This window comes from Streptomyces sp. NPDC002785 (assembly GCF_040295565.1).
In the GTDB taxonomy this organism is placed as follows: domain Bacteria; phylum Actinomycetota; class Actinomycetes; order Streptomycetales; family Streptomycetaceae; genus Streptomyces.
The window spans coordinates 1-22,513 of record NZ_JBEOVN010000122.1; the positions used below are offsets into that span (position 1 = coordinate 1).

General features: G+C 68.8%; 20 protein-coding genes. 7 read left to right on the forward strand and 13 right to left on the reverse strand.

Annotation, left to right across the window (positions count from 1 at the left end):
- Window positions 1-425, reverse strand: a 425-nt coding sequence (locus ABTZ94_RS24725; RefSeq protein WP_351203494.1) for a hypothetical protein, incomplete at its 3' end; no start/stop codon positions are given.
- Between the two features lie 904 nt (window positions 426-1,329).
- Window positions 1,330-1,845, reverse strand: a complete 516-nt coding sequence (locus tag ABTZ94_RS24730) for a DinB family protein (RefSeq protein ID WP_351203496.1) — start codon at window positions 1,843-1,845, stop codon at window positions 1,330-1,332.
- A gap of 297 nt (window positions 1,846-2,142) precedes the next feature.
- Between ABTZ94_RS24730 and ABTZ94_RS24735 the strand changes: the two genes are divergently transcribed.
- A complete protein-coding gene (locus ABTZ94_RS24735; RefSeq protein WP_351203498.1) occupies window positions 2,143-2,799 on the forward strand; it encodes a YoaK family protein in 657 nt (218 codons plus the stop codon).
- A 404-nt stretch (window positions 2,800-3,203) separates the two neighbouring features.
- Here the strand turns inward: ABTZ94_RS24735 and rpmG are convergent, their stop codons facing one another.
- Window positions 3,204-3,368, reverse strand: coding sequence for a 50S ribosomal protein L33 (rpmG, locus tag ABTZ94_RS24740; RefSeq protein WP_351203500.1), 165 nt, complete (start codon window positions 3,366-3,368; stop codon window positions 3,204-3,206).
- A 415-nt stretch (window positions 3,369-3,783) separates the two neighbouring features.
- Here rpmG and ABTZ94_RS24745 point away from each other — a divergent pair, with 415 nt between their 5' ends.
- The gene (locus tag ABTZ94_RS24745; protein WP_351203502.1) at window positions 3,784-5,238 is read left to right on the forward strand and encodes a PP2C family protein-serine/threonine phosphatase; all 1,455 of its coding nucleotides are present in this window, start codon (window positions 3,784-3,786) and stop codon (window positions 5,236-5,238) included.
- A 168-nt stretch (window positions 5,239-5,406) separates the two neighbouring features.
- On the opposite strand, the gene ABTZ94_RS24750 is transcribed toward ABTZ94_RS24745, so the two are convergent.
- A complete protein-coding gene (locus tag ABTZ94_RS24750; protein WP_351203504.1) occupies window positions 5,407-6,906 on the reverse strand; it encodes a DNA-binding protein NsdB in 1,500 nt (499 codons plus the stop codon).
- Window positions 6,907-7,137: 231 nt separating this feature from the next.
- Here ABTZ94_RS24750 and ABTZ94_RS24755 point away from each other — a divergent pair, with 231 nt between their 5' ends.
- Window positions 7,138-8,271, forward strand: a complete 1,134-nt coding sequence (locus ABTZ94_RS24755; RefSeq protein ID WP_351203506.1) for an aminoglycoside phosphotransferase family protein — start codon at window positions 7,138-7,140, stop codon at window positions 8,269-8,271.
- Between the two features lie 136 nt (window positions 8,272-8,407).
- Here the strand turns inward: ABTZ94_RS24755 and ABTZ94_RS24760 are convergent, their stop codons facing one another.
- Window positions 8,408-9,739, reverse strand: a complete 1,332-nt coding sequence (locus tag ABTZ94_RS24760) for an N-acetylmuramoyl-L-alanine amidase (protein ID WP_351203508.1) — start codon at window positions 9,737-9,739, stop codon at window positions 8,408-8,410.
- Between the two features lie 385 nt (window positions 9,740-10,124).
- On the opposite strand from ABTZ94_RS24760, the gene ABTZ94_RS24765 reads away from it, so the two are divergent.
- Entirely contained in the window at window positions 10,125-12,338 is a 2,214-nt protein-coding gene (locus ABTZ94_RS24765) for a terpene synthase family protein (protein ID WP_351203510.1), read from the forward strand.
- Here the strand turns inward: ABTZ94_RS24765 and ABTZ94_RS24770 are convergent.
- The 8 genes from ABTZ94_RS24770 to ABTZ94_RS24805 all read right to left on the reverse strand — a co-directional run bounded on the left by ABTZ94_RS24770 (window position 12,314) and on the right by ABTZ94_RS24805 (window position 18,236).
- Window positions 12,314-12,610 (reverse strand): glycoside hydrolase family 95-like protein, encoded by a 297-nt coding sequence (locus ABTZ94_RS24770; RefSeq protein ID WP_351203528.1) that lies wholly within the window; start codon window positions 12,608-12,610, stop codon window positions 12,314-12,316. The genes ABTZ94_RS24765 and ABTZ94_RS24770 overlap by 25 nt on opposite strands.
- A 188-nt stretch (window positions 12,611-12,798) precedes the next feature.
- Window positions 12,799-13,299, reverse strand: a complete 501-nt coding sequence (locus tag ABTZ94_RS24775; protein WP_018550733.1) for a hypothetical protein — start codon at window positions 13,297-13,299, stop codon at window positions 12,799-12,801.
- A 151-nt stretch (window positions 13,300-13,450) separates the two neighbouring features.
- On the reverse strand, window positions 13,451-13,852 hold the full coding sequence (locus ABTZ94_RS24780) for an ACT domain-containing protein (protein WP_351203512.1): 402 nt from the start codon (window positions 13,850-13,852) through the stop codon (window positions 13,451-13,453).
- 10 nt (window positions 13,853-13,862) lie between these two features.
- Window positions 13,863-14,324: a CGNR zinc finger domain-containing protein gene (locus ABTZ94_RS37970; protein ID WP_502967301.1), complete on the reverse strand. Its 462-nt coding sequence runs from the start codon at window positions 14,322-14,324 to the stop codon at window positions 13,863-13,865.
- Window positions 14,257-15,423, reverse strand: a complete 1,167-nt coding sequence (locus ABTZ94_RS24790; RefSeq protein ID WP_351203514.1) for a thiolase family protein — start codon at window positions 15,421-15,423, stop codon at window positions 14,257-14,259. Before ABTZ94_RS24790 ends, ABTZ94_RS37970 begins: the two co-directional genes overlap by 68 nt.
- Entirely contained in the window at window positions 15,416-16,468 is a 1,053-nt protein-coding gene (locus tag ABTZ94_RS24795) for a thiolase family protein (protein WP_351203516.1), read from the reverse strand. Before ABTZ94_RS24795 ends, ABTZ94_RS24790 begins: the two co-directional genes overlap by 8 nt.
- On the reverse strand, window positions 16,469-17,419 hold the full coding sequence (locus ABTZ94_RS24800) for a Zn-ribbon domain-containing OB-fold protein (protein WP_351203518.1): 951 nt from the start codon (window positions 17,417-17,419) through the stop codon (window positions 16,469-16,471).
- Between the two features lie 16 nt (window positions 17,420-17,435).
- The gene (locus ABTZ94_RS24805) at window positions 17,436-18,236 is read right to left on the reverse strand and encodes a crotonase/enoyl-CoA hydratase family protein (protein ID WP_351203520.1); all 801 of its coding nucleotides are present in this window, start codon (window positions 18,234-18,236) and stop codon (window positions 17,436-17,438) included.
- 168 nt (window positions 18,237-18,404) lie between these two features.
- Between ABTZ94_RS24805 and ABTZ94_RS24810 the strand changes: the two genes are divergently transcribed.
- The 3 genes from ABTZ94_RS24810 (at window position 18,405) to ABTZ94_RS24820 (ending at window position 22,462) form a co-directional block, all read left to right on the forward strand.
- Window positions 18,405-20,033 carry an acyl-CoA synthetase gene (locus ABTZ94_RS24810; RefSeq protein ID WP_351203522.1) on the forward strand — a complete coding sequence of 543 codons (1,629 nt, stop codon included), beginning with the start codon at window positions 18,405-18,407 and terminating at the stop codon, window positions 20,031-20,033.
- Between the two features lie 225 nt (window positions 20,034-20,258).
- Window positions 20,259-21,350: a right-handed parallel beta-helix repeat-containing protein gene (locus ABTZ94_RS24815; RefSeq protein WP_351203524.1), complete on the forward strand. Its 1,092-nt coding sequence runs from the start codon at window positions 20,259-20,261 to the stop codon at window positions 21,348-21,350.
- Between the two features lie 35 nt (window positions 21,351-21,385).
- Entirely contained in the window at window positions 21,386-22,462 is a 1,077-nt protein-coding gene (locus ABTZ94_RS24820) for a methyltransferase (protein WP_351203526.1), read from the forward strand.
- Window positions 22,463-22,513 lie beyond the last annotated feature (51 nt).

Genomic DNA, 22,513 nt, shown 5'->3' on the forward strand with positions numbered 1-22,513 from the left:
GTCGCCCCACGGAAGACCTCGACGGTCCGGCGGCTGTCGTTGCGGATGTTGAGGCTCTTGGAACCGAGACCGCTGACCACCGTGACGCAGCCGCCTCCTTCCGCGGTGTAGGTGCGCTCGTTGATGTGGATGCGGCCCTTGAAGTGGCGCCGCTCGCGGCCCCGCTCGCCGCCCCGCTCGCCGCCTCGCTCGCCACCCTTCTCGTAGCCCCTGCCCTCGTTGCCCTTGCCCTCGTTGCCGTTGCCTTCGTTGCCGTTGCCGGATTCGCCGCCGTTGAGAGCCGAATCGGGGGCAGCGGCCTGCTGGACGACCGGGGCTGCCTGGGCCGGCTCGGAGGAGGCGGCCGAGGCGTAGGTGATGCCGGTGGCGGCCAGTGCCGCGGCGGCCGCTAGCGCGGCAGTAACGACGGTGGAACGCGTAACCATGTCACTTCTCCTGTCTCAGAGAGGCCGGCTGAGCAGCTGGCCCGTGATTGAACGTACTTACGGCCCCCATAGCTGTCATATCGGACACATTGGAAGGGTGGCGCAGGGACGCCGAACGGGGTACACGAGCCACCCATATGCTATTTTCAGATAATCTGATGAAACGTCAATTAAGCTTATATGTGGGTCAGTTATGGGGCCATTAGCCCGTCCAGGCGACTTCCTGATGCTCTCTCACCCCTGGTGACAGCGTGTCTTCGTTGACACGGCCCGGGGAGGAGGCGCAGACGGTCATCCTGAATGCCCGTCCGGCTGTGCGCCGAGTGTCGGCTTGGGGCCTTGGCTCCCCAGCCGCTTGCGCTTGAGCGTCCTCGGCTGTTGGGACACTCAGCGCTGCGGAGGTCAGCAGCGAAGTCCGACGATGCCCCAGCCACGGCGGTCGGCTTCTACGACGACTTCGCCCCACCCCATGAGCAACTCGGCGAACGACTCAAAGTCACAAATCCAGCCCGTCGGCACTGCGGCGTGCTCTGCGAACGGCACTCGCAGGGTGTCGAGTTCAGGCTGCGCCTGAGCCCAGTAACGCCTGATCGCGGAGACTTCGCCCGGATCCGGCGCAGCAAGGCGGGCCTGCTGGACCGGCGGGCCTCGCGGGCCGATCGCCGGGTGACCTACGCCGCCCTGACTCCCGCCGGGCCGTCTGCCGCCGCCGACGTCTCCTCTACGCCGGCTGCCGCCCTGCGCCTCCGAGTGTCGGCGGGCCGGAGTCGGCGCGGATCGTTTCGGCGCCCTCGCGGCGGACATCGCCCTGCCCGACCGGCACCGGGGCCCTGCACGGCCGGCCACGGGCCGGACTGCTCCGACGTCTGAGCAGATACCGGGCCGAGCCTTTCTCAGTGGCGCATCACCACCCCGTCACACCGTCGATGCGCTCGCGCAACAGGTCGGCGTGGCCGATGTGACGCGCGTACTCCGAGATCATGTGGACGTGGACCAGGCGCAATGAGTACACCTCGCCGGCATGGGTGAAGGTGTCGTCCAACGAGGCTTCGGCGACGATCTCGTCCGCCAGTCGGAATTCCTCGACGAGGCGCGCGTAGTCTTCGGCGGCGCGGGCCGGGTCCAGGTCCTCGAAATCCGCGTCCTTGCCCTTCTCGGGGTCGTACATGGGGTCGAGCGTCTGACCTGCGAATCGCTGCCGGAACCAGACACGTTCGACCTTCGCCATATGGCGGATCAGTCCGAGAAGTGTGAGGTTCGACGGCGATACCGTCTGTTCTGCGAGCTGCTCCCCGTTCAGGCCGGAGCACTTGTGCAACAGGGTGCTGCGGAACCAGGCGAGATAGCCCGTGAGCATCTCCCGCTCACCGGCCACGAGTGAACCGGGGGTGCGTTTTACATCAGGTGTTGTCCATGTCATCCCGTGATCTTGCCTGGTGCGCGCCGATCGGGACAGGGATTTCACATACCGTCGGTGCGCCGGACTCCACTGGGCGTCGGCCATGTCGCTCCTCGTCGGCGAGTGATCCGTACACCATCGGGCGCATACGCCGTCACCCCACGTTGGGCCGGAGGGAGCGGTCCGCAATCGGCCACGGGCCGATCGGGTGTCCGCCGTGAACGTCGGCGCGGTGCCGGTGCTCGGTCGTGGCCGGCTCGCCGCGCCGTGCCGGCTGCGAGTCGGCGCCTTCGGCGGGGCTGAGCCGAGAATGCAGGCGTGTCTACTCCCACCCTCCTCACCGGACGCGATCCACGGAGCGAATGGGCTCTGCTCCTCCTGTCGGCCGCTTCGGGGGCTGCCGACGCGTTCGTCTTCATCTGTGTCGGTCAGGTTTTCGCCGGGGTGATGACCGGGAATCTGGTGCTGCTGGGCGCTTCCGCCGCCGGTGTCGGGGAGCACGGGGTGGCCCTGCGTGTGATCAACGCGCTCGTTTCATACAGCTTCGGGGTCATGTGCGGTGCGTGGATGAGCGAGCGGTTGCGGTGGCCTCTGCCGGTGATGCTGCTGATCGAGGTGGCACTGCTGGCGGCGGGGGCTGCGTTGTGGGCACTGGGCCTGATCACCTCCGACGGGGACCGGCTGGGGCTGCTGGTGCTCATTTCCGTGGCCATGGGGATTCAGGGCCGTATCCGCGCGACGCCCACCAATTACTTCACAGGCACGCTCACGTCTCTCGTCAGCCGCGTGACGCTGAGGTCGCGGAACCAGGGGGACGGCTGGGTGGCCGGCCGGTTGATCGCAGTCGTGGCGGGGGCCGCAGTGACCGCGCTGTCGGTACGGTTCTGGCCGGGCGCCGCGGCTATGGCGGCCGTGGTGCCTGCAGTGGGTGCGCTGTTGGTCGAGTCGGTGCCCGGGCGGCTCTCCCGGGGCTGACCGCGCCCATCCCGTCCGGTCTTCGCAAGCCCGATACGGATCTCCGTCCAGATAGTCATCGCATCGACCGGTGCCGGGCAGAATCCGGCTGAAGCACATGGGTAAAGGGAAGCCCCGGCCGGATCGGGGGAATCCAGCCGGGGCGGCTCAGATGCGGGCGCGATGTGCGACATCCACATATAGGTGAACGGTAAACCATTGCTCACCATTCCCGAGAATCCGCACCGCGGCCTGTGATTCACGGCACGGAATCGGGTCTTCCGGTGGCACGGATCAGCTTCCGGCAGGTGCCTGACTGCCGTAGTCCCGTTTCGCACATATCTCCCCGGGCCCCTTCATGTGCGCTCCTTCCCTGCCACCGCAGGGGGTACGGATGGGATCGGGGCCCGATGCCGGTGCGGCGGTCAGCGCTCCTCACGGAAGAGGACGTGCTGCCCCACGACGGGGTCGAACTTGCGCAGGACCAGCCGGTCAGGATCGTTCCGGCGGTTCTTGCGGGTCACGTAGCTCCGCCCCGTTCCGGCTGTCGACCGGAGCGTCACGACGGGGCGGGTCTCGCTGCGCGCCATGGGTGCCTCCACTCTCTTGCGTCGACCCCGATCCCCTACCGATGGGAATGGGTATCGTTTTCGTTCTGATGCTGTAACGCGAGCGGGTCCAGCGGCATTCCCGTGCACAAATCGCTTCGAACCCCCGCCCACGGCAGACCCCCTCGCACATGCCCCGTTCCGGCCGGGCGCGCCGTCCGGGAAACGGCGCGCGCGGGCGCGCAACCGTCTGCGCGCGCCGGGTGACTTGCGTCAAAGCCCGTCGAGAGTAAGGCTGTTCGACGGACCGGCGCCTTGCACAGCCTAGGGCATATGCCAGAAGCAACAACGCATCGAGTGTTGCCAAATCCCTTACGGGGTCCCGCAGCCTGTGCAACAGTCGTCTACGGTCCACCTCTTCAGACCTGGTCGTGCCGCGCCTGTATCGGAGTACGAGATGCCGTCCCCTCTGTCCGCGGACCGCCCCGCCCCACCGCCACCCGAGCGCGATGCCGTCGATGCCGTCGATGCGTTGATCAACCGGAGCCGTCGGCTGCGTGGTGACGTGGATGCCGTGCGGCGGGACGCGGAGCTGATCGACGAGGACGACCTTCAGATGCGCTGGCAGCGCGCGCTCTGTGAACTGGCGGTCCATCACCTCGACAATCTCGGCACACAGCTGGGGCAGCTCCGGAAGGGCCTTGCGCCGGAGGCCTCGGAACAGCCCACGGGGACTTCGACGCAGGACGCCACGGAGGAGACCTTCGACGAGCCGCGGCCCGCTTCGCTGATCGGCCGGGTGGGCAGCGCCGAGTGGAATCTGCTGACCGACGAGGTCACCTGGTCCGAGGAGCTGTTCCAGATTTTCGGCAGGTCTCCCGACGCAGGGCCTCTTGCGCTGGACGACCTCCCCTCCATGCTCCTTCCCGAGGACCAGCCCCTGCTCACCGCTCTGGTGACGGACTGTCTGGTCGACGGTAAGCCGATAGACGGCGAATTCCGCATCCTGCGGACCGACGGCCGGATGTGCACGCTCCACATAATGGGCGAGCCTGTCCTCGACGCAGAGGGGTGCACGGCCTCCATGTGGGCGGTTCTGCGCGATGTCAGCGAACTGCGGCGCAGCCAGCGAGTGGTGCGCACGACTCATGACTCGTTACAGCGCCGACAGCACATGGCGCGGACCGAGCACCAAATGGCGGTCGAACTTCAGGAGGCCGTGCTTCCCCCGTGGCGGGGCTCGCTGAGGCTTCCTTCGCAGGGGGAGGGCGGGCTGGACATCTCGGCCCACTACCTTCCCTCGGAGTCGAGTTCCCTGATCGGCGGTGACTGGTACGACGCGCTGGAACTGCCGGACGGCAGGACCGTCCTCACGGTCGGCGATCTGACCGGCCATGGCATCCAAGCCACCTCGGCCATGGCGATGCTGCTGGGCGCGCTGCGCGGGATGGCCGTGGCCGGCATCGAGCCCGGGGCCCTGATGGGGCATCTCAATCAGTTACTGGAATCCGCTGTCCAGCCCGCTCTCGGCAGTGCCGTGTACTGCCGCTTCGATCCGGCCACCGGCACCCTCGCCTGGTCACAGGCGGGGCACCCCGCACCGCTGCTGTTCCGCAACGGAGAGGGGCGCCCACTGACGCCACCGGACGGCGTCCTGCTCGGCGCGGCTTCCGGGGTCGCGTACGAGCAGGACGAAGTGCACCTGCTGCCCGGTGATGTGCTGGTACTGCACACCGACGGGCTGAACCCTCGCAGCGACCGGGGTGCGAGCCCGGACGCGCTGCTTGCTCTCGCACCGCACTTCGCGCAGGCCCGTACGGCACAGGAATGCGTACGGACGGTCGTCGCGGAGTTCGGCGGCACCGAGCGTCTGGACGACGCGTGCGTGCTGATCGCCCGCATAGGAGGGTAGGGCACAGCGACACGCGCGCAGAGACACGGGCAAGCGGATCGCCGGACACGGCGCGGTACGCAGGGGACGAGCCACCCACGGGTGCCGTGCTCGGACAACCGGTGGCCGGACTGTGGCCGGTCGGTCAGTTGATGGTCTGGGCGGCGCCCTCATTGCGGCGCCCGCCCATCAGACCTGCGACGAGCGCCTTGGCTGCTTGATGACGGAGCTCTGCGGCAGGGAGAGCTTGATCTCCTCGCGCAGGTCCCCGATCTTCGCGTAGCCCGCGAACCGGCCCGTCAGCCGGTACATCTCGCGCAGCCGGTCCCACGTACGGTGCGAGGAGGTCTCCCCCATCGTCACCAGAGCGAGCCGTGCATAGCGGTCGGCCTGCTCGGGATCGTCGGCGATGAAGCACGCCGAGGCGAGTGAGATGTAGTCGAAGATCTTGGACCGCTGGCGCCCGTTGGCCCGGAGCTCCAGTGCCTGCTTGGCGTGGCGCTGAGCCACGATCGCCACTGACGGGTCGTGTTCGGCGAGCGTACGGAACGCCAGAGCCTGCATTCCGTGCAGATCAGCCTCGTCGAACAGCTGCATCCAACTGGGCGGCGGCACATCGCTCTTGTCCGATACGAAAAGCTCCTCGGCCTTGCCGAGTGTGCGGCGCATGGCCTGGCCGCTCCCCATGGACGCCTGCGCCCAGGCCTCGATGGTGTGCAGCATGGCCTGGGTTCGCGGCAGCACCATGTCTCCGGAGCCGGACTTGGCGAGCTTCATCAGGTCCAGGGCGTCGTCGGGACGCCCCAGGTGGATCATCTGACGGGCCGCTCTGGAGAGCGCCTCGCCCGCGCGCGGGCGGTCGCCGCCCTCGCGCGCCGCATGAGCGGCGATGACGAAGTACTTCTGGGCGGTTGGTTCGAGACCGATGTCGTGGGACATCCATCCCGCGAGTACGGCAAGGTTGGCCGCAACGCCCCAGAGACGGCGCTGCAGATGCTCGGGGTGGCGAAAGGCGAGCATGCCGCCCACCTCGTTGAGCTGGCCCACCACGGCCTTGCGCTGGAGTCCGCCGCCCCGGGACGCGTCCCAGGCGCGGAACACCTCGACGGACCGTTCGAGCGCCTCGATCTCCTCCGACCCGATGGGCGCGGCCTCGTACCGGTCGAAACCGGCTGGGTCCGCGTGCAGAGGGTCGTCGATCCTTGGGGCGTCGGCCGCCAGCACGGGGTCGGTGTGCAGCCAGTCGTGCATGGGGCCGGTGATGGTCGATCCTGCGGCGAGCGCGGCGCCCGCGCTCACCAAGCCGCGTCGGTTGAGCATGAGGTCCATTCCCGTGAATTCGGTGAGGACCGCTGCCGTCCGCTCGGGCGCCCACGGCAGTTCGTCGGGATTGTGCTGCTTCCCGACCTCCCGCTGTTTCCCCGCGCGCCCGCGTCGGCCGAACCCGAGGTCCTCGATGGTCACGACACGACCGAGCCGCTCGGTGAACAGGGCAGCCAGCACCTTGGGCACGGGATCGCGGGGGGACTCCCCCATGTCGATCCAACGCCTCACCCGCGAGGTGTCGGTGGCCAGCTGCGGGTGGCCCATGGCCGCCGCCTGCCGGTTCACCATTCTCGCGAGTTCGCCCTTGGACCAGCCGGCAAGGCCGAACAGGTCGGACAGGCGGGTGTTGGGTTCTCCGGTCACTTCAAGCCCCCAGGTTCTCGGCTGTGTTGACAGTAACCCCCTGTCAGATGCCTTGCGACTATTCGCCAGGGTTCGCCAGGGTGCGCCAGATGGTCTGCCACCCGCGGTTCCGTGTCAGGTAGGAAAGCGCCACCCCGCCCGGCAGCCCTAGGTACTCCCCAGGGTGCCGAACGGCCGCCGGCCGGGGCGGTGCACGCAACTTGTCGGCGCGCGAAGGGATCTGTCTCGCCCATGTACACATCGTCCTCCGTGACCGCCCCGCCCCGGCCGCTTCGTCCCTTGGGGGCGGGCGGCGGTCCGTACCTCGCACCGCATGCCGCTCCGCCGGCACCCGGCACGGTTCGGCCACGGCGGCCTACAGGGCTGGTTGGCCCGCCGCTCAGTGGGCGGCTGGACCTGTCCGGCCCGCAGGGCGCTCAGCTGAGGATGGCGATCGCCTCGGTGCACCGGATCTGCCCAGAGTTCAATCCGGTGCAGGTGCTGCGCCGCAGCGGCCGCTCGGTGCTCCTGGTCGGCTCCACCGGTCGCACCACTGCGGTCGCCAAGTGTTTACTGGACCACTCCCCTGCATGGTCGGAGCGGTTCCGTCACGAAATAGCTGCATATCGCGCGTTCGTCCGGCACCGCCCGCCGGTGCGAGTGCCTCGGCTCATCGCGGCCGACCCGGAGAACTGCACTCTGGTGATCGAGCGGATGCCCGGCCGGGTGGCGGCGTTGACCCGGCACCCGTCGGAGGCACCGCCCCGTGCGGATGTGCGGGCCGCGCTCGGCGCGATCAGCCGGGTCAATGCCTGGCGGCCGGCTCCGGGGCTCTTCGAAGCGCCGTTGGACTACGCCTCGCGAATCGCCCGCTATCACGAGCTGGGGCTGTTCACCGACCGTGATCTGGGCGATCTGCAGAAGCTCCTGCACGGTCTGGCGCATGCGGGCAGTCGTCAGTCCATGGGGCAGTTCTGTCACGGTGACGCGCTGCTCTCCAACATCCTGCTGTCGCCCACGGGTCCGGTGCTGGTGGACTGGGAACATGCGGGGTGGTATCTGCCGGGCTACGACCTGGCGACGCTCTGGGCGGTCCTGGGCGACGCACCGGCGGCGCGGCGCCAGATCAGCCAGCTGGCGCAGGCCGCCGGGCCTGCGGCGCGGGATGCGTTCCTGGTGAACCTGATGCTGGTGCTGACGCGGGAGATCCGTACGTACGAGACGGCTGTCCAGCGGGCCATGCGGGAGCCGGTACTCCCGGGTGCCGGTCAGGACCGGCCGGGCGCGCTCTCGTCGAGCGAGGAGCAGCGGCTGCTGCTGCGTCGGCTGCACGACGACTGCGCCATGGCCCGCCGGGCCGTGCGTGCCGCGGTCGGCACTCGCTGACCCTGCCCCGGGGGGACGCGCGCTGCGGGTCCGGTGCCGACACACCGGGCCCGCAGCGCGCCGTTGCGTTGCCCTCCGGCCCGTGGGCAGTCGGTCACGGGCTCTCCGGTGCTGCTGCGAAGACGCCCCTGCGGTCTCAGCGCGTCCGCACGACGTCCACGTCGGATGCCTTCACAAAGGCGACCCGGTGGCCGATCTGCACCGTCACATACTTCTCCTTGCCGGGGAAGTACGCGTGGTCGAGCGGGTACGAGGCGTCGATCGTCGGGGCGTAGAAGAAGCCCGTGGGTGCCTCACCGCCGCCGGGGTAGGACTGACCGGCCTTGATGGTGTACTTCAGCGGCGAGCCCACTCGTTGGTCCGCGAAGTCCGCGGGGTACTCGGACTTCTCCGGGTACGCCACCCCGTACACCGGCACCTCCGTACGGCCCGCCTTCGGCTTGACCACGTAGCCGGAGGTGGGTGTGGTGGTCCGGGGGTGGGCCGGGGTCTGGAACCAGGCCTTCTGGCCGTACCACCAGATCGCTGTCCAGCCGGGGGCGTGGTCCGCGACGACAGCCTGCTGGGTGGCGCTGATCTTGCTGCCCCAGTCGGCGGCACAGTTCGTGCCGGGCGAACCGTCGGTGTGCAGGCCGGGGTCGGAGAAGAGCGGCGCGCCGGTGGACGGTGCGGTGTGGAGCGGGACGGCGCTGGACCCCTGGACCGGCAGGTCGACGCCCTTCTCGCAGTCGCGGAACGCCTGCTTGTTCTTCTTGAAGTCCGGGCTGACGGTGATGAGTTCGCTGCTCTTCGGGGCGCTGGGCACGGTGGGCTTGCCGAGCAGCGCCATGAAGTGGTTCCAGTCCCAGTACGTGCCCGGGTCCCAGTGCATGTTCTTGGTGCCGGCGGCACTGGTGGGCGGCACACCGTCGTGGCCGATGATGTGCTGGCGGTCGAGCGGGATGTCGTACTTGGCCGCGAGGTAGCGCACCAGCTTGGCGGTGGAGCGGTACATCTCGGGGGTGTACCACTTGGCGCCCTCGACGGCGACGCCCTCCTGCTCGATGCCGATGGAGTGGCTGTTGATGTACCAGTTGCCCGCCTGCCAGGCGACGTCCTTGCCCTTGACCATCTGGGTTACATGGCCGTCGCCCGAGCGCACCACGTAGTGGGCGGAGGTCTGTTTCAGCGGGTTCTGGAAGATCTTCAGGGTGGTGTCGAAGTCTTCCTCGGTGTCGTGCAGAACAATGAATCTGATCTTGTTGGTGTACGGCCGGTCCGAGGTGTCGTAGTTCCCGTACGTCTCCTTGTCGGCCGGGTCACCCGTCTGCTGGTAGGCCGCCGGTACCCAGTCGCATTCGAGGCCGCGCGGGCATTCCGGCCGCACCCCGTCCGCACCGGCCTGCGCCGCGGGACTGAGCAGCGCCATGCTCAGTGCGCCGACCGTGGTCAACGCGAGTGCGAGTCCGGTCCTCTGCTTCGACGTCATGACAACCCTTCTTGGAGCCGTGCGTGATGGAGCCGTGCGTAATCCGATCTCACTGTTCCGCTGTGCGCGCACACTCTCTGACCTGAGGTGATAGCGCGTCAAGGGCTCAGTGGAGGTCGCAAGTCGAACCAGTGGACCAGACCACTGACAGGGTGTCTGACCTGCGGTCGGAAAGAAGCAACTGATTGTTGACGGCGCCTCGTTGCCTGGGTTCAACGGAGCGCCCGGCCGACCGGCGACATGCGCCCGCATGCCACGAACGACCGGACTTTTTATGTGACTAATCCTCGATGTGCGTGCCCCGAACGGCCGAAGGGTAGTGCTCGCGCGGACACGACCGGTCCGTGCGACGTACGCACGGAGATCTCGGAAAGGCCGGACGCACATGGCTCAGCCCTTCACCCTGCCGGACTTCTACGTTCCGTATCCGGCGCGGCTCAACGCCCATGTCGAGGAGGCACGACAGCACACCAAGAAGTGGGCACGCACCATAGGGATGCTGGAGGGTTCGGGCATCTGGGAGGAGAAGGACCTCGACTCCCACGACTACGCGCTGCTGTGTGCGTACACCCACCCCGACTGCTCGTCCGAGGCGCTCTCGCTGGTCACCGACTGGTATGTCTGGGTCTTCTTCTTCGACGACCATTTCCTGGAGCTGTTCAAGCGCACCCCCGACCGTGAGGGGGGCAAGCGGTATCTGGACCGGTTGCCGGCGTTCATGCCGATGGACCGCGGGGCTCAGATGCCGGAGCCTACGAATCCGGTCGAGGCGGGGCTGGCCGATCTGTGGGCGCGGACGGTGCCGAGCATGTCCGACGCCTGGCGGGTCCGGTTCGCCGAGGCGACGAAGAACCTGCTCAACGAGTCGCTGTGGGAGCTCGCCAACATCAACGAGGGACGCATCGCGAACCCCGTCGAGTACATCGAGATGCGGCGGAAGGTGGGCGGCGCCCCGTGGTCGGCGGGTCTCGTGGAGTACGCGGCGGGCGCGGAGGTCCCCGAGCCGGTGGCCGACGCGCGTGCGCTGCAGGTGCTGCGGGATGCCTTCTCCGACGGCGTACATCTGCGCAACGACCTCTTCTCGTACCAGCGGGAGGTCGAGGACGAGGGTGAGAACAGCAACGGCGTGCTGGTCCTTGAGCACTTCCTCGACTGTTCCACGCAGGAGGCCGCCGATGCGGTGAACGATCTGCTGACGTCGCGGCTGCAGCAGTTCGAGAACACGGCGCTCACCGAACTCGGTCCCCTCTGCGCGGAGAAGGGGCTGGGCCCGGCGGACACGGCGGCGGTTCTGGCGTACGTCAAGGGGCTCCAGGACTGGCAGTCGGGCGGTCATGAGTGGCACATGCGCTCAAGCCGCTACATGAACGACGGCGTGGCCGGTGAGGCCACGCTCGGCTTCGGTATGGCCGCGGCGTCGATCCGGCTGACCCCCCGCTCGGAGTCGGCCCGGCTGCGCAGCCACACCCATGTGCCGTACCAGCATGTCGGTCCGTCGCTGCTGCCCGACTTCGAGGTGCCGTTCGGCACGACGCTCAGCCCGCATCTGGCCGGGGCCCGGGTACGGATCGTCGACTGGGCGAACCGTGTGGGGATCCTGGAGGCGCAGCCGGGTGTGCCGGGATCACACATCTGGGACGAGGAGCGGCTCGTCGCGATCGATCTGCCGCTCTGCGCGGCGGGTCTGCACCCGGACGCGACCCCGGAAGAACTGGATCTCTCCTCCCAGTGGCTGACCTGGGGGACGTACGGGGACGACTGGTTCCCGGTGGTGCACGGGCGCGCCCGCGACCTGGCGGGGGCCAAGCTCGCCAATGAGCGTCTGTCGCTGTTCATGCCCCTGGACGGGTCCGGGACGCCCGAGCCGGTCAACGCTCTGGAGCGGGGGCTGGCCGATCTCTGGACGAAGACCTCGGCCCCGATGGACGCGAGCGGGCGCCGCGCCTTCCGGACGGCGGTCGAGGACATGACCGCCAGCTGGGTGTGGGAACTGGCGAACCAGGTACAGAACCGCATCCCGGACCCGGTGGACTACGTCGAGATGCGACGGAAGACCTTTGGCTCGGATCTCACGATGAGTCTGTGCCGGCTGGGCCATGGCCGGAAGGTGCCTGAGGAGATCTACCACAGCGGTCCGCTGCGCTCGCTGGAGAACGCGGCGTCGGACTACGCGTGTCTGCTCAACGACCTGTTCTCGTACCAGAAAGAGATCGAGTACGAGGGTGAGGTGCACAACGGCGTCCTGGTGGTGCAGAACTTCTTCGGGGTGGACTACCCGACCGGGGTGAAGATCGTGCACGACCTGATGAAGTCGCGGCTGCGGCAGTTCCTGCACGTCGCCGAAGAGGAACTCCCGGTGCTGTACGACGACTTCGAGCTGGACGCGGAGGCGAGGGAGATCCTGGCCGGGTACGTCCAGGAGCTCAAGCACTGGATCGCCGGCATCCTGATCTGGCACCGGGGCTGCCGGCGCTACCGCGAGCAGGATCTGCGGCAGGGCACCGGCGCCCCGTGGCACCTCAGCGGTCCCACAGGACTCGGTGTCTCGGCGGCGCGGGTGACCGCGCTGTTCGCTCAGCCCTCGGCCACCAGCGTGTAGCGCCCGCCCGCACGCGCCCTGGAGACCTTCTCACCGCTCGCGAACCGTGAGCTCTGGATGGTCGCTTCGCGGCTGCGGCTCGCCGTGATCACCACACGGCGGGCCTGCCCCGCGGACCATTCGATGTCGACGGTGAAGCCGTCCCGGGCGCGCAGCCCGCGTACCGATCCTCCCGGCCGGCCGGGAGGATCGGGAGAATCTCGGAGGTGCTGGCGGCCGACGCCATGCCGGAAAGGGGGGATTCCCAGCGCCAGAACGCCGGTTGCGCCAATCGCTGTCTCAACTGTGGTGCGTCACGTCATCCCGGATGTCATGCGTCCGACGCTGAAGGTCCGCGGCGCATCGACAATGCACATGACAAAACGATCTCTTGGACAGAGGCCGCAAACACTTGGCCAGATGGGTCATGGGTATGCCCCGCAGCCGCCCGAGGCGTACGGGCGGCCGGCGAAGGGACGTTTCAGCCCTGTTGGAACAGCTCGGCGGGCAGGGGCTTCAGCAGGGTGTACAGATCGTCGGTGATCGGCCGGTCCCAGCTGGCGATGGTGACGAGCACGCCGTCGCTGCGGTCGAACTGGACACAGGAGATCCGGCTCTCGGAGAGCTTGACGCGGCGGACGATCAGCAGGTTGTCGCCCTGCATCACGGGCATGTCCTCGGTGCCGGTGACCTCGACCGGCTCGTCGTTCTCGAGCGCGAGCAGCAGCTGGGCAACCTCGAACGGGACCTGGCCCTCCTCGGTCTCGCGGGCGGGCGAGCCCTCCGGGAGATTGCCGATGATCATCGCCGGACCGCGGCCGCCAAACAGGTCGTAGCGCAGAAAGACACCCTGACAGCTCCCGTCGGGCGCGGGCAGCAGGCCGGCGCCGAGGTTTCCGGGCCAGTCGCCCGGGTCCATGGCCAGGACGTCGAAGTCGGGGCCCGCGGGTGTGGCGGCGCTACGGCGGCGGAGGAAGGACATGCAGACATGTTACGTGTCCGGGCTCACGTTGCGGAGCCGGGTCTGCGCCGGCCGGGGCACAGCCGGGTCCGCAGTTCGCTCTCCGGCGGGCCCGAGGGCCGCACTCCGGCGGTTCTGCACCTCGGGCTCCGGCTGGTTCCTGGCCTTGCCCCTAGCCGGATTCGGCGGCCAGTACCTCCAGCACGTCGACGGCCTCGGCGGCCCGGTCATACGGAACGAACAGGTGGTCGTGGTGGAAGCCGGCCACCACATTGCAGCTCAGCCCGGCATCGGTGAGCGCCAGGGACACGGCGGCGGTGAGCCCTACCGCGTCCAGCGCGGAGTGGATTCGAAGGGTGATCCAGCCCGCCACGTAGTCGTATCGCAGCCCGGCGGAGACGGCCTCCGCCTCCGGCAGCACCACGGTCAGCCCTTCGGGCTCGGTGACCGTGACGACCGGGTTGACGCCCTCGGGCATCACGCCGTCGGGCGCGGTGGTGAAGACATAGCGTCCCGGGTTCAGCTCCGGCCGCATGCTGCTCAGCAGGGTTCGAAGATCGCGCTCGCCTGTCACGATCACCACGCTACGTGGCGCGGTGGCGCTCATGGTGACGTGCCGCCCGGGCGCGGTTCCCGCAGGACGGCTTGCACCACTCCTGGCGGGGTGCTCGTCGATGAAATAGCGCAGGCAGCGTGGGGCGTGGCAGGCACGCAGGGCCATGCGGTCCGGTCCGGCGAGGCAGCCGAGGCCGCGCGGGCAAGGACGGGAAGCAGAGCGTTTCGCCGTTCCTCCGGTCGGGTGGTCGTGGGCGACGGGATCGTGCTCCGGCGCCCGGTCGAGGCGCGGCACGGTCGGGCTGCGGCAGCGGCGGCGTTGAGCCGGCGGAGCGCGTCCTCGACCTCACAGGGCACTGGCCACCGTCGGTGGTCCCGGACAGGGCGCCCGTCGAGCTTCCTCCGGTCCGGGACGGCCTGCGGTCAGCGGGTGGGAGGTTCGGCTCCGACGAGCCACATGGAGAAGAACTGCGCCCCGCCGCCGTACGCATGGCCGAGCGCCTTTCGCGCCCCCGCCACCTGGTGCTCGCCCGCCTGTCCGCGTACCTGCAACGCGGCTTCGGCGAAGCGAATCATGCCGGAGGCGCCGATGGGATTGGTGGAGAGCACCCCGCCCGAGGGATTCACGGGCAGATCTCCGTCGAGTTCGGTGACGCCGGACTCGGTGAGCTTCCAGCCCTCGCCCTCATCGGCGAAGCCGAGGTTTTCCAGCCACATCGGTTCGTACCAGGAGAACGGCACGTACATCTCGACGGCGTCGATCTCCCTTCGGGGTTCGCCGATCCCCGCCTGCCGGTACACATCGGCGGCGCAGTCCTTGCCCGCCTGCGGCGAGACGAAGTCCTTGCCGGCGAAGAGCGTCGGTTCACTGCGCATCGCGCCGCCGTGCACCCAGGCGGGCGGATGCGGCGAACGGTCCGCACCGGCACGGTCGGTGAGGACCATCGCGCAGGCCCCGTCGGAGGACGGGCAGGTTTCCGAGTAGCGGATCGGGTCCCAGAGCATCGGTGCGGACTGGACCTTCTCCAGGGTGATGTCCGGGTCATGGATGTGCGCGTACGGATTCTTGAGCGCGTTGCGACGGTCCTTGTACGCGACGAGCGAGCCGACCGTTTCCGGCGCTCCGGTGCGGCGCATGTATGCCCGGACGTGCGGGGCGAAGAACCCGCCCGCTCCGGCCAGCAGCGGTTGCTGGAACGGGATGGGCAGCGACAGGCCCCACATGGCGTTGGATTCGGACTGCTTCTCGAAGGCGAGCGTGAGGACGGTGCGGTGCACCCGTGCGGAGACCAGGTTGGCGGCGACGAGTGCGGTCGAGCCGCCGACCGAGCCCGCGGTATGCACTCTGAGCATCGGTTTTCCGACCGCGCCGAGGGCGTCGGCGAGATAGAGCTCCGGCATCATCAGGCCCTCGAAGAAGTCGGGTGCCTTGCCGATGACGACGGCGTCGATGTCCGCCCAGGTCAGCCCGGCATCCTCCAGCGCGCGGAGGGCGGCCTCGCGGACGAGTCCGGCGATGGAGACGTCCCGGCGGGCGGAGACGTGCTTGGTCTGGCCGATACCGACGACGGCCACAGGCTCCTTAGGCATGAGCACTCTCCCCTTCGAGGACGGCGACCAGGTTCTGTTGCAGGCAGGGTCCGGAGGTGGCGTGGGCGAGTGCCCGGTCGGACTCGCCGCGATGGATGCGGGCCGCGGCCTCGCCGAGCCGGATCAGCCCGGCGGCCATGACGGGGTTGGCGGCGAGCGCGCCGCCGGACGGGTTGACGGTGACGCTGCCGTCGAGTCCGAGCGCCTTGCGCAGCACCACCTCCTGGGAGGTGAACGGTGCGTGCAACTCAGCTGTGTCCACGGGCCGTTCGAAGACCCCTGCTCGTTCGGCGGCGAGCCGGGTGGACGGTGACTCGGTCAGCTCCCGGACCCCGAGACCGTGGGCCTCGATGCGGTGGTCGATACCGCGGATCCAGGCGGGGCGGGGGCACAGGGCCCGTGCGGTGTCTTCGGCGGCGAGGATCACGGCGGCCGCACCGTCGCCTACCGGCGGGCAGTCGCCGGTCCGCAGCGGCTGTACGACGTATTCGCCGGCCGGGACCGGGCCGGCGATCTGGGCGTGCGGGTTGTCCGCGGCGGCGGCGCGGCTGCGGGTGGCGATCGCGGCGAGGGCTGCCTCATCGGTGTCACCCGCGTCGATCAGCGCCTGTGCCTGGAGTGCGGCAAGTGCGACGGAATCCGGCCAGAGCGGGCCGACGTAGTACGGGTCGAGCTGGCGGGTGAGGACGTCGCGCACCTCACCGGGCGAGGACTTGCCGTAGGAGTAGACGAGCGCGGTGTCTGCCTCGCCCGTCTGGATCTTCACCCATGCCTCGTAGAGCGCCCAGGCGCCGTCCATCTCCACATGGGACTCGCAGATCGGCGGGTGAGCGCCGACGCCGTCGAGCGCCATGGTGAAGGAGAAGGCGCGGCCCGCGAGGTAGTCGCTGGAGCCGGAGCAGGTGAAGCCGATGTCGCCGGCCCTGAGACCGGTCGCGTCGAGGACCTGGTGCAGGACGGGCATCAGCATCTCGACTTCGGAGAGTTCGTCGGTGCGCCTGAGGTGGTCCGTCTGCGCGAAGGCGACGATCGCTACGTCTCGCATCTACAGCAGCTCCTTGTAAGCGTCGTAGTCGGCGTCCGGCTCTCCGGTCGGCCGGTAGTGATCGGGGTGACGCCCGCCCTCGGTCCATACAGGTTCGACCCGCAGGCCCATGCGCACCCGGTCGTACGGGATACCGCCGATCCGCGCATGCAGTGCGAGGTCTGCGCCGTCGAGGGCAATGTGCGCGTAGACGTAAGGGACTTCGATGTCGAGATTCGCCGTGTGAGCAGCCTTGATGTTGACGATGCAGTACGTGGTCACTGTGCCGCGCGGGCCGACCTCGATCTGTTCCGCGGTGGCGACACCGCAGGTGGGGCAGGCTCCGCGGGGCGGTACGTAGACCTTGGTGCAGGACGGGCAGCGCTCGCCGACGATGCGCTGCTCGGAGAGTGCGCTGATGTACGCGCCCTGGGCGCGGCCGGGTGTGTACCGGTAGTCCAGGCGGGCGGGGGTGACGATGCCATGAACGGGATCGGTGAACTCGCCGCTGTGCGGGGCCGGTTGAACGACCGGTCCGTCGTACGGTTCGAAGCAGGCGATGTCCGTGATGGCGCCGGTCCGCTCGGGGGCCCAGCGAATCCGTACGCGCATGCCGGTGCGGACCGCTTCCGGGCCGGTCGCGGCGAGGACGTGCAGCAGGGCGGTGTCGGCGCCGTCGAGCCGGACAAGGACCCAGGCGAAGGGGGTGTCGAGGGGCTGGCCGGGGCGTGGGGCGGGGTTCCAGGCCCAGGTGGTGACGGTGCCGGTGGCGGCGACCTCGGTCAGCTCGCGGATCTCCTGTGCGGTGACGGGGTCGTACTCGACGGGTGGGACCAGGATCTTTCCCTCGCTGGTGCGGACGCCGAGCACGATGCGTTCGCGCAGTCCGGTGAGGAAGGCGCTCTGGACCGGTCCGAGGGAGCGGGTGAAGGGGAATTCGACCACCAGCGGTGCGCTGAGGATGTCGGGCACGGTTGGCCTCCTTGGCTCAGGCGCGCCGGTAGACGGGCGGGCGCTTCTCGGCGAAGGCGCGGGCGCCTTCCTTGGCGTCGTCGGTCGCGAAGACCGGCCAGCCGCGCTTCAGTTCGGCGGCGAGCCCATCGGTCTCGGTCATGTCGGCGGTCTCGTACACGGAGGCCTTGACGGCCTCGACGGCGAGCGGGCCACAGGCATTGATCTGCTCGGCGACGGCGAGGGACTGCTCCAGTGCGGTGCCGTCGGGGACGACCCTGCCTATCAGCCCGATGCCGGCTGCCTCCTCGGCGCTGTAAGGGCGTCCGGTGAGGAGCATTTCGAGCGCGTGGGTACGGGCGATCTGGCGCGGCAGCCGTACCGTCGACCCTCCTATGGGGAAGAGACCGCGCTTGACCTCGAAGAGCCCGAAGGTGGCACTCGCCCCGGCGATACGGATGTCGGTGCCCTGCAGGATCTCCGTGCCGCCGGCCACGCAGTGGCCCTCGACGGCGGCGATGACCGGTTTGCGGGGGCGGTGGTGGCGCAGCATCGCCTTCCAGTGCAGATCGGGGTCGGCGGTCATCCGGTCGCGGTACTGCCCTGCCTCCATCCCCTTGCCGGCCAGGGCTTTGAGGTCCATGCCTGTGCAGAAGCAGCCTCCCGCACCGGTGAGGACCACCGAGCGAACGGTGTCGTCCTCGTCCGCCGCCAGCCAGCCGTCGTACAGCCCGACCAGCATCGGCAGCGAGAGCGCGTTCTTCGCCTCCGGCCTGTTCAAGGTGAGCACCAGCGTGGCGCCCTCGCGCTGCACGGTGAGGTGTTCCGTACCACCCATTGCCTGCCTCCCGTCTCAAGACCTAGAACAGGTTGCAGTAGGCGGGGGTCCAGTTCAATAGGTTTCCTGACAGTCAGTCAGATTTCTTCGACGGTGCCTCTTCCCACTTGCGCCTACCGGCGCTCTAATGACCGCCGAGCCAGTCTGCATCCGGGGTCAGGAGGAACGGTGGAGTACAACCTTGCCGACCTGTTCGAGTCGGTCGTCGACGCGGTCCCGGAACGCGAGGCGCTCGTCTACCTCGATCATCCCGGTACGGGGGCGGAGCGCCGGCTGACGTACGCGGAGCTGGACACGGCCGCCAACCGCATCGCCCACCATCTGATCGAGGCGGGCATCACCCCCGGCGAGCATCTGGGGCTGCACCTCTACAACGGGGTCGAATACCTCCAGACGGTGCTTGCCTGCCTCAAGGCCCGCATCGTCCCCGTCAATGTCAACTATCGCTACGTGGCAGAGGAGTTGGCCTACCTTTACAGCGACGCGGATCTGGCGGCGCTGGTCTTCGACGCCGAGTTCGACGAACGGGTCTCGGCCGCGGCACCGCAGGCCCCGACCCTCCGTCACCTGATCCGGGTGGGGGCACCGGTGGCGGGCGTCCGCGGTCCAAAAGCCGTGGCGTTCACGGACGCCGAGGCGGCCGGGAGCCCGGAGCGCGGCTTCCCGCCGCGGTCGGCCGATGACCAGTTCGTCATCTACACCGGTGGCACGACCGGAATGCCCAAGGGAGTGATGTGGCGCCAGGAGGACCTCTTCTTCTCCGGCCTCGGCGGCGGCGCACCGACCGGTGAGCCGGTGAAGACCCCGCAGGAGCTGGCCGAGCGGGTGGCCGCGGGCGGTGACGGGATCACCTTCTTCCCCACTCCCCCACTGATGCACGGCACCTCGACGCTCACCGCGTTCATCGGTTTCAACTTCGGGCAGCGGGTCGTGATCCACCGCAAGTTCGTGGCCCAGGAGGTCCTCCGTACGATCGAGAAGGAGAAGGTCACCAGCGTGTCCCTGGTGGGCGATGCGATGCTGCGGCCGTTGATCGACGCGCTGAAGGGGCCGCTGAAGGGCACCGACTGTTCGTCGATGTTCTCCATCTCCAGCTCGGGCGCGATCATGTCGGACTCGGTGCGTGCGGAGTTCCAGGCACTGGTGCCGACGGTGATGCTGCTGAACAACTTCGGCTCGTCGGAGTCCGGGTTCAACGGTACGGCGACGCCCGACTCGGGCCCGGAGAAGGGGTTCCGTCTCCAGGTCAACTCCCGTACATCGGTGGTCGATCCGGCGACGCTCGAGCCGGCGGCTCCGGGCGCGCTGGGACGAATCGCCCAGTGCGGCCATGTGCCGCTCGGGTACTACAACGACCCGCAGAAGACCGCGGAGACGTTCTTCCGCAAGGGCAACGAGCGCTGGGTCCTGCTCGGTGACATGGCGACCGTCGACGCGGACGGCATCATCACGGTCCTCGGCCGGGGTTCGCAGTGCATCAACACCGGGGGCGAGAAGGTGTATCCCGAGGAGATCGAGCAGGCACTGAAGGCCCATCCGGACGTGTACGACGCGCTGGTCGCCGGGGTGCCCGACGAACGGTGGGGAAACCATGTCGCTGCGGTGGTGCAGCTGCGCGAAGGGGCCGCAGAGCCCTCGCTCGACGACGTCCAGGCGCACTGCAGGACCCGTCTGGCCGGCTACAAGATCCCCCGCCGGCTGGTGATCACCCCGCAGATCCAGCGCTCGCCGAGCGGCAAGGCCGACTACCGGTGGGCCCGATCGGTCGTCGCGCCCCGGCGCGGGCCCGAGGGCTGAGACCGGAAAACCGAGGACCGAATGCCACCCGGATGGCGCCTGCCCGGTTCACCCGAGGGACACCTGCACGGGCTCCGGCCCGGATCACCCGAGTGCGCCGTCGCGCGTCCGCTCCGGGCGGCGGGCGGCGGGCGGCAGACCCCGGCGTAAGCCATTCGGGCGCGCCCTGTACCCGTCCGCTCATCTTATGTGGCAATAGGGGGAAATCGCCCATAGCTTCGGCTCATGAGGAAACGACACATCAAGACCCTTGTCTCGGTCGCGGTCGTCTCGGCCGCAGGACTCGGCGCGGTCGCGGTCATTCAGTCCACCTCCGCCACCGCCACTGCCACCGCGACGAGCCCGCGTGTGGTGCACCCCGGCGAGTCGATCCAGAAGGCGGTGAACGCCGCCAAGCCGGGCGACACGGTCGTCGTCCTGCCCGGCACCTACCGGGAGAGCGTCCTGATCGACAAGCCGGACCTGACCCTGCGCGGCCTCGGCGGCCGGACCGTCATCAAGCCCCCGGCGAAGGACACGCGGTCCGCCGACGCCTGCGTGAAAGCCGGCAGCGGAATCTGCGTCCTGGGCAGACCGGGCCGGACCGTCGACGGCGTGAGCATCGACTCGCTCAACGTCTCCGGATTCAAGAAGAACGGCATCTGGGCCTCCTGGACGGACCGGCTGACCGTCCGGCGGGTGACCTCCGAGCGCAACGGCGTCTGGGGCATCGCCCAGGAGCGCTCCACCCGCGGCCGGTTCACGGGCAATACCGCCCGCGCCAACGGCGACGCGGGCATCTTCGTCGCGAACACCGTCGACGAGGAGGGCGGCGCCACCGACACCCGCGGCACCGAGCTCCAGGACAACACGCTGAAGGACAACCGCATCGGGTTCACCGCCAGGCGCGTCAGAAACCTGTCGGTCCACGACAACACCTTCACCGGCAACTGCAGCGGTGTGTTCGTCGTGGGCGACGAGGGCAAGCCGCAGGCCGGAGCCATGACGGTCCACGCCAACCAGATCACCGACAACAACAAGTTCTGCCCCAAGACCGAACGGCTGCCCGCCATCCAGGGTTCCGGCATCGTACTCACCGGCGCCGCGGACACCAAGGTGCGCTCGAACACGATCAGCAACAACGTGGGCGCAACGCCGCTCTCCGGCGGCATCGTGCTGTTCAAGAGCTTCGTGGGCACGAAGAACACCGGCCACACCATCAGCGGCAATGTCGCTCTCGGCAACAAGCCGGCCGACCTGGCCAATGGGGACACCGGTAAGGGCAACACCTTCGTCGCCAACGTCTGCACGAAGTCCACACCGACCGGGATGTGCTGACCGGTGCACCCCCGCACGAGGAGAAGCGAAACAGCATGACCACTGTGAGTCCCACCCCCACACCCACCCCCGTACATGCGGCCCTCCCGCACCCCGTCACGCCCCCTCAGCCGGCGATGCAACTGCGCGAGATCGTCTTCGGAGCGGCCCGCGCGGCCGCCGTACGCGCCGCGGCCCAACTGGGCGTCGCCGACGCACTGGGCGAGACGCCGGCGACCGCGCAGGAGCTCGCGACGCTGGTGAAGACCGAGCCGGTGCCCCTGCGCCGGCTGCTGCGCGCCCTGTCCTGCTACGGAATCTTCACCGAGACCCCCAACGGGTGCTTCGCCCACACCGAGATGTCCCGCCTGCTGCGCGAGGACGACCCGAACAGCCTGCGTGACATCTCCCTGTGGTGCACCGAGCCCTGGACCTGGAAGGTCTGGCCGCACCTCGACGACGCGGTGCGTACCGGCAAGAGCGTCTTCGCGGACGTGCACGGCAAGGGGTTCTTCGACTACCTCCACCAGGACGCCCACGAGTCGGCCCAGATCTTCAACCGGGCCATGACCACCTCCAGCATCCAGTCCGCGCTGGATGTCGCCGAACTCCTCGACCTCACCGGGGTGTCCGCGGTCGCGGACATCGGCGGCGGCCAGGGACACGTACTGGCGAGTCTTCTGGAGAAACACCCGTCGCTCCACGGCACCCTGATGGACCTGCCGGGTGTGGTGGCGCGGGCCGACGCCCGGCTGCGGGACGAGGGGCCGCTCGTCGACCGGACTCGTATCGTGGCCGGGGACTGCCGCGAGGCCATCCCTGTCCAGGCCGATCTCTACATCATCAAGAACATCCTGGAGTGGGACGACGACAGCACGCGCAGGACATTGCGCAATGTCGTCGCGGCAGCCCGTCCCGGAGCCAGGGTCGTCGTCATCGAGAACCTCGTCGACGACACCCCGTCGATGCGGTTCACCACTGCGATGGATCTGCTGCTGCTCCTCAATGTCGGCGGTGCGAAGCACACCAGGGAAAGCCTGGTCAGCCGGATCTCGGATGCCGGGCTGCTGATCGGCGAGGTCGTCCCGGTCAACGCCTACCTCCACGCGTTCGAATGCGTGGTCCCCGACTGATCTCCCTAGCCCGGGAACAACGGAAATCGCCCCGGGTCCGGCCAGTCGGCC